General features: G+C 61.9%; 8 protein-coding genes. 6 read left to right on the top strand and 2 right to left on the bottom strand.

The window, feature by feature from the left end:
* The first annotated feature begins 240 nt into the window (after nucleotides 1-240).
* From cyoA to WCB02_RS19390, 5 genes are read left to right on the top strand one after another with little or no spacing between them, the layout of a single operon-like run.
* On the top strand, nucleotides 241-1,404 hold the full coding sequence (cyoA, locus tag WCB02_RS19410) for a ubiquinol oxidase subunit II (protein ID WP_423960500.1): 1,164 nt from the start codon (nucleotides 241-243) through the stop codon (nucleotides 1,402-1,404).
* 2 nt (nucleotides 1,405-1,406) lie between these two features.
* Nucleotides 1,407-3,413, top strand: coding sequence for a cytochrome o ubiquinol oxidase subunit I (cyoB, locus tag WCB02_RS19405; RefSeq protein WP_423960498.1), 2,007 nt, complete (start codon nucleotides 1,407-1,409; stop codon nucleotides 3,411-3,413).
* Nucleotides 3,414-3,416: 3 nt separating this feature from the next.
* Nucleotides 3,417-4,058: a cytochrome o ubiquinol oxidase subunit III gene (gene cyoC / locus WCB02_RS19400; RefSeq protein WP_423960496.1), complete on the top strand. Its 642-nt coding sequence runs from the start codon at nucleotides 3,417-3,419 to the stop codon at nucleotides 4,056-4,058.
* On the top strand, nucleotides 4,055-4,423 hold the full coding sequence (gene cyoD, locus WCB02_RS19395; RefSeq protein WP_423960494.1) for a cytochrome o ubiquinol oxidase subunit IV: 369 nt from the start codon (nucleotides 4,055-4,057) through the stop codon (nucleotides 4,421-4,423). The genes cyoC and cyoD overlap by 4 nt, the downstream gene beginning before the upstream one ends.
* Nucleotides 4,424-4,425: 2 nt before the next feature.
* On the top strand, nucleotides 4,426-5,214 hold the full coding sequence (locus tag WCB02_RS19390; RefSeq protein ID WP_423960502.1) for an SURF1 family protein: 789 nt from the start codon (nucleotides 4,426-4,428) through the stop codon (nucleotides 5,212-5,214).
* Between the two features lie 191 nt (nucleotides 5,215-5,405).
* Here WCB02_RS19390 and WCB02_RS19385 read toward each other — a convergent pair whose 3' ends face one another.
* Nucleotides 5,406-5,546 (bottom strand): hypothetical protein, encoded by a 141-nt coding sequence (locus tag WCB02_RS19385; RefSeq protein ID WP_423960491.1) that lies wholly within the window; start codon nucleotides 5,544-5,546, stop codon nucleotides 5,406-5,408.
* A gap of 190 nt (nucleotides 5,547-5,736) precedes the next feature.
* Between WCB02_RS19385 and WCB02_RS19380 the strand changes: the two genes are divergently transcribed.
* Nucleotides 5,737-5,937, top strand: a complete 201-nt coding sequence (locus WCB02_RS19380; RefSeq protein ID WP_423960489.1) for a hypothetical protein — start codon at nucleotides 5,737-5,739, stop codon at nucleotides 5,935-5,937.
* A 255-nt stretch (nucleotides 5,938-6,192) separates the two neighbouring features.
* On the opposite strand, the gene rpoD is transcribed toward WCB02_RS19380, so the two are convergent.
* A partial coding sequence (rpoD, locus tag WCB02_RS19375) for an RNA polymerase sigma factor RpoD (RefSeq protein ID WP_423960486.1) occupies nucleotides 6,193-6,911 on the bottom strand: 719 nt, incomplete at its 5' end.

Raw genomic sequence — 6,911 nt, 5'->3', positions numbered from 1 at the left:
GTGTTCAATCGTCGACACGTCCTGGTCAATGGTCGACATCTGGATCCTGGAGCCGCAACTGGGTGGGGGGAACCGTGCCCCACATGTGGATGGTTCTCATAGTCAACTTCCTAACCCGCCCCTTTCCGAACCGAGATTGGACAAAATGTCCAATGGGACCGACCTGCCCCTCCATGTAACGCGTTTTACATGCAAGTGCGTCTTAACTGCCGACCCGCCCGATCGCATCTCCAGAAGGTGATGGTTTCATGTCTGCTGCTGACGATGCTGTCAGGCTGCAATGCCGTGGTGCTCGATCCGGCGGGCGACGTGGCATTGCAGCAGCGCAACCTGCTCGCGGCATCGACAGGCCTGATGCTGCTGATCATCATTCCGGTGATCGCCCTCACTCTGCTGTTCGCCTGGCGCTACAGAGCTTCGAATCAGACCGCGCGTTACGAGCCAGACTGGGATCATTCGACCCAGTTGGAACTCATCATCTGGGCGTCGCCGCTCCTGATCATCATCTGCCTCGGCGCCATCACCTGGGTCGGCACCCACATCCTCGATCCCTATCGGCCGATCGAGCGCATCTCCTCCAGCGAAGCGGTTGCGCCCGGAACCAAGCCGCTGGTCGTTCAGGTCGTCGCGCTCGACTGGAAATGGCTGTTCATCTATCCCGAACTCGGCGTCGCGACCGTCAACGAACTGGCCGCGCCCGTCGGACGGCCGATCGATTTCGTGATCACCTCCTCGTCGGTGATGAACTCCTTCTACGTGCCCGCGCTCGCCGGCCAGATCTACGCGATGCCCGGCATGGAGACGAAGCTCCACGCGGTGATCAACAAGGCAGGCGAATACCAGGGGTTTTCAGCCAATTACAGTGGCGCCGGCTTCTCGGACATGCGTTTCCGCTTCCATGGGCAGGACAGCGCGGAATTCGATCAGTGGCTTTCGCGGGTGAAGGACGCGGGCGAGACGCTTGACCGCGACCGCTACCTGCAGCTCGAGCGTCCAACCGAGGCCGAACCGGTGCGTTACTTCAGCGCCGTGGCGCCGGACCTCTACCACGCCGTGGTCAACATGTGCGTGCAGCCGGGCAAGATGTGCATGGACGAGATGACGCGGATCGACGCCGCGGGCGGTCTTGGCCTCGCCGGCGTCAACAATGTCATCCCCCTCGAGTACGACAAATACGCGCGGCGCGGATCGCCGCTGGGCATGCCGCCTTCCATGGTGGCCTCGCTCTGCGAAGTGCCGAAGCCGCCGGCGGGCGGGACAAACTATTCGTCCAGGCTTTGGCCGCGCGATCCGGCCGGCCTTGCGGGCGCAGGACTGCCGCGCCCGCCCCTCTCGCGCCTGCGGGCGGCCGATGCCGCAGCTCTGGCGACCTCTAATCCGATTGAACACGACAAGCAGCTGTGACGATGATGATGACACCCGCGCTGGCCGTAAGCCCGCTGTTCGGCCGCCTGACCCTCGAAGCCCTTCCGCTTCACGAACCGATCATCGTGATCACGTTCGCCATCGTGGCATTCGGTGGTCTCGCGGTGTTCGGCGCGGTAACCTACTTCCGGCTCTGGGGTTATCTCTGGCGCGAGTGGTTCACCAGCGTCGACCACAAGCGCATCGGCGTCATGTACGTCGTGCTTGGCCTCGTGATGCTGCTGCGTGGTTTCGCCGACGCCCTGATGATGCGCGGCCAGCAGGCCATCGCGTTCGGCAGTGCCCAGGGGTATCTGCCCGCTCATCACTATGACCAGATCTTCACGGCTCATGGCGTCATCATGATCTTCTTCGTGGCGATGCCGCTGGTGACCGGCCTGATGAACTTCGTGGTGCCGCTGCAGATCGGCGCCCGCGACGTGTCGTTTCCGTTTCTCAACAATTTCAGCTTCTGGATGACGGTCGGCGGCGCGATCATCGTCATGATGTCGCTGTTCATCGGCGAATTCGCGCGAACCGGCTGGCTCGCCTATCCGCCCTTGTCGGGCATCGCCTACAGTCCCGATGTCGGCGTCGACTACTACATCTGGGCGCTTCAGGTCGCCGGCATCGGCACGCTGTTGTCCGGCGTGAACCTGATCGCAACCATCGTGAAGATGCGTGCGCCGAGCATCACCATGATGAAGATGCCGATCTTCGTCTGGACGTCGCTGTGCACCAATATCCTGATCGTCGCCGCCTTTCCGGTGCTGACCGCCGTGCTCGTGCTGCTGTCGCTCGACCGCTATGTGGGGACCAATTTCTTCACCAATGATTTCGGCGGCAGTCCGATGATGTATGTGAACCTGATCTGGATCTGGGGCCACCCCGAGGTCTACATCCTGATCCTGCCGGCGTTCGGCATTTTCTCCGAAGTCACCGCGACCTTTTCCGGCAAGCGGCTGTTCGGCTACACCTCGATGGTCTACGCCACGGCCGTGATCACGATCCTGTCCTACATCGTCTGGCTGCACCATTTCTTCACCATGGGCTCCGGCAGCAGCGTCAACGCCTTCTTCGGGATCACGACCATGGTGATCTCGATTCCGACCGGGGCCAAGATGTTCAATTGGCTGTTCACGATGTATCGCGGGCGCGTCCGGTTCGAACTGCCGATGATGTGGACCGTCGCATTCATGGTGACCTTCGTGATCGGCGGCATGACGGGTGTGCTGCTGGCGGTGCCGCCCGCCGACTTCGTGCTGCACAACAGCCTGTTCCTGGTGGCGCATTTCCACAACGTGATCATCGGCGGCGTGGTATTCGGGCTGTTCGCGGGCATCAACTACTGGTTTCCCAAGGCGTTCGGCTTCCGCCTCGACCCGTTCTGGGGCAAGGTCTCGTTCTGGTTCTGGGTGGTCGGCTTCTACTTCGCCTTCATGCCGCTCTATGTGCTCGGCCTGATGGGCGTGACGCGACGGCTGCGGCATTTCGACGATCCGTCGCTGCGGATCTGGTTCGTGATCGCCGCACTGGGCGCTGCGATGATCGCGGTCGGCATCGCGGCGTCCCTGATCCAGTTCTATGTCAGCATCCGCAACCGCGAGAAATTGCGCGACATCACCGGCGACCCCTGGGACGGCCGCACACTGGAATGGTCGACGTCCTCGCCGCCGCCCGCCTATAACTTTGCCTTCACACCCGTGATCTACGACAGCGATGCCTGGACCGACATGAAGAAGCGCGGCTATGTCAGGCCGCTCTCGGGCTTCAGGCCGATCCACATGCCGAGCAACACCGGCACCGGAATCATCCTGGCCGGCCTCGGCGTGGCGTTTGCCTTTGGCATGATCTGGTACATCTGGTGGCTCGCCGCCATCAGTTTCCTGGCCCTGCTCGCGGTCGCGATCGGCCACACGTTCAACTACCACCGCGATTTCCACATTCCCGCCGACAGCGTGATTGCAACGGAAAATCGACGCACGCGGCTGCTCGCCGCCGGGAGCTGAGACATGTCGAGCGCCACTTCGCCCGCCACCGCCGTCAGCGGTCCGGATACCCCGGTGTTCTACCTCGTCGACGAGCACGACCATGCAGCCGGCGGCAGCACGATGCTGGGCTTCTGGATCTACCTGATGAGCGACTGCCTCATCTTCGCGGTGCTGTTCGCGATCTATGGCGTACTCGGACGCAACTACGCCGCCGGCCCGGCGCCAAAAGATCTGTTCGAGCTGCCGTTGGTTGCGGTCAACACCTCGATGCTGCTGCTGTCGTCGATCACCTACGGTTTTGCGATGCTGGCGGCGCAGGAAGACAGGCGTAACGCGACCCAGCTATGGCTGGCCCTGACGGCTCTGTTCGGCCTGGCATTCATCGGCATCGAGCTGCATGAGTTTCGCGAATTGATCGAGCAAGGCGCCACCCCGCAGCGGAGCGCGTTCCTCTCCGCCTTTTTTACGCTGGTCGGCACCCACGGGCTTCACGTGACCTTCGGCCTGGTCTGGCTGTTCACGCTGATGGTGCAGGTCGGCAAGTTCGGCCTGACCGAGCCCAACCGGCGCAGGCTGATGTGCCTCAGTCTGTTCTGGCACTTTCTGGACGTGATCTGGATCGGCGTCTTCACCATTGTCTATCTGCTGGGAATGTTGCGATGACTGTCGACGCGCCAGCACATGCCCACGGCGGACCGGCCCATGCCACGCGCAAGGGCTACCTGATCGGCTTTGGACTGTCCGTGATCCTGACGGCGGTTCCGTTCTGGCTGGTGATGGCCGGCCCGATCTCGAGCAACATGGCCGCGACGTTTGCCGTCGTCGGGCTCGCCCTGACCCAGATCGTCGTCCACATGATCTTCTTTCTGCACATGGATACGAAATCCGAGAGCGGCTGGACCTTCATGGCGCTGATCTTCACCATCGTGCTGATCGTGATCGCGCTGAGCGGCTCGCTCTGGGTCATGTACCACCTCACCACGAACATGATGCCAATGTCCGCGCACGACATGAAGCAGCTTCCGTGACGATGACGGCAGCCAGCAGTGACCGGCCGCGCAGGTTGCCGACGAGGCTCTATGCTTGCTGCGCGCTCGCAATCCTCGTTGCGGCAGGATTCCTGGCGCTCGGCGTCTGGCAGCTGGAGCGACGTGTCTGGAAGCTCGGCCTGATCGATCAGATCGAGCAGCGGATCCACGCCGCGCCGGTCGACCTCCCGGGACCCGACGCATGGCCGTCGGTCACGGCCGCGCGCGACGGCTATCGTCACGTGCGCGCCGCGGGCGTCCTGGTTCCGGATCACGACACCCTGGTCCAGGCGGTGACCGAACTGGGCGGCGGATACTGGCTGATGACACCATTGCGAACGGATGCCGGCTTCACGGTCCTGGTCAATCGCGGCTTCGTTCCGCCCGATTACGAGCCGAACCAGGACAGCGGAAGCAAGTCGCGGACGCGGCTGGAAATCACCGGCTTGCTGCGCATGACCGAGCCACATGGTGGCTTCCTGCACGCCAACGATCCCGCATCCAACCGCTGGTACTCCAGGGACGTGGAAGCCATTTCACGGGCGGCGGGCCTGGATCATGTCGCGCCGTATTTCATCGATGAAGATCGGTCAGGCGGCACCGGCGTGCCGGTTGCGGGCCTGACCGTGGTCAGCCTTCCCAACAATCACCTGGTCTATGCCATGACCTGGTTCGCGCTTGCCGCGATGACGATTTTCGCTGCGTTCCATCTGGTCCGTTCGGAAGTTGTCGCCGCCCGCGGATCGGATGTCCCGCTGAGTCAGCCAGAGCCCGCCAACACAGACGCGTAGGTCGTCGAGCCCCCGGAAGGGCGCCATACGACCAGCCCTGAAGCGTTTCAAGGACGCGATGCGGGAATTGGCCTTCATGCTCATTGATGGCAGCGCTGCACCTACCCGTCGCAAAGGACGCGGAATCATACGGTCGCGGCAGAGAAAAGCGCAATGATTCCAATGCCAAGCGCGATCTCGAACGACCCCGCCTAAATCGCGAACAACCAGACCGCGATGATGGTGCCGAGCGTGGCCAGCCCGCTGATGGTCCAGCCGGCGGCGTAGGCCAGTTCATCTTCGCGGGTCTCGGATACCGTATCCGTTCTCACCATTGCCGTTCGCCAGTCCATGAGCCCGTCTCCGAAGCGCCTGCCTAGCCACCAACTGAAATGACCGCTCCCGGTTCCGATTCTACCGGCTGATTCATGCAAAAGAGACAATAAGATGGCTAAGATTCTCACGAATAACTGATCAAGGAAGGAGAACCCTATTCTCCCAGTTCCGTTATGGTGCGGCGGCTTAACTTACGGAGGTTCCCGCATGCGCAAACTGATCATTGCTACCGTTGCTCTCGCCTTTCTCTCTTCGACCGCGTTTGTTTCATCGAGCGCGTTCGCTCAATCCACTGACAAGGCCGGGACCGCGGCGAGCGGCGACAGCATGAGCAAGAGCGACACTAAAATGAAGAAGACCAAGAAAGCGAAGAAGGCCACCAAGTCCAGCGACACCATGAGCAAGTAAGGACGACGCGGCCGCCTCCGGGCGGCCTTTTCGCTCCAAGGCTTGCGTTCGCTTCGTTTGCGGTTTGCGTTGAACTGATTGATTGCTGGTTGGCTTGAGCTACATCGCGTCCTGCGGCGTGCCACATCCGACGTGCGCTTGATTGACTAGCGCTGAACTTGAAACGAGTTGTCGCTCAAACGAATGATCGCGGAAGCTTCCCAGCTTCCGCGATTCTTGTTTCGACGCCGGACCCTGCCCTGCAGGCGGATTTCCCTAGTTGTCCAGGAAGCTCCGCAGCTTCCGCGACCGCGACGGATGCTTCAGCTTGCGCAGCGCCTTGGCTTCGATCTGGCGGATGCGCTCTCGGGTCACCGAGAACTGCTGGCCGACTTCTTCCAGCGTGTGGTCGGTGTTCATGCCGATGCCGAAGCGCATGCGCAGCACGCGCTCCTCGCGCGGCGTCAGCGAGGCCAAGACGCGCGTGGTGGTCTCGCGGAGATTGGACTGGATCGCCGCATCGATCGGCAGGATCGCGTTCTTGTCCTCGATGAAATCACCGAGGTGAGAGTCTTCCTCGTCGCCGACCGGCGTCTCCAGCGACAGCGGCTCCTTTGCGATCTTGAGGACCTTGCGCACCTTCTCGAGCGGCATGCCGAGCTTCTCGGCGAGCTCTTCCGGCGTCGGCTCGCGGCCGATCTCGTTGAGCATCTGGCGCGAGGTGCGCACGATCTTGTTGATGGTCTCGATCATGTGCACGGGGATGCGGATGGTGCGCGCCTGATCGGCGATCGAGCGGGTGATCGCCTGCCGGATCCACCAGGTCGCATAGGTCGAGAACTTGTAGCCGCGGCGGTATTCGAATTTGTCGACCGCCTTCATCAGGCCGATATTGCCTTCCTGGATCAGGTCGAGGAACTGCAGGCCGCGGTTGGTATATTTCTTGGCGATCGAGATCACGAGGCGCAAATTGGCCTCCACCATCTCCTTCTTGG

It is taken from the genome of Bradyrhizobium sp. (assembly GCF_049581145.1).
Lineage (GTDB): Bacteria > Pseudomonadota > Alphaproteobacteria > Rhizobiales > Xanthobacteraceae > Bradyrhizobium.
This window is presented reverse-complemented; position numbering and strand designations above follow the sequence as displayed.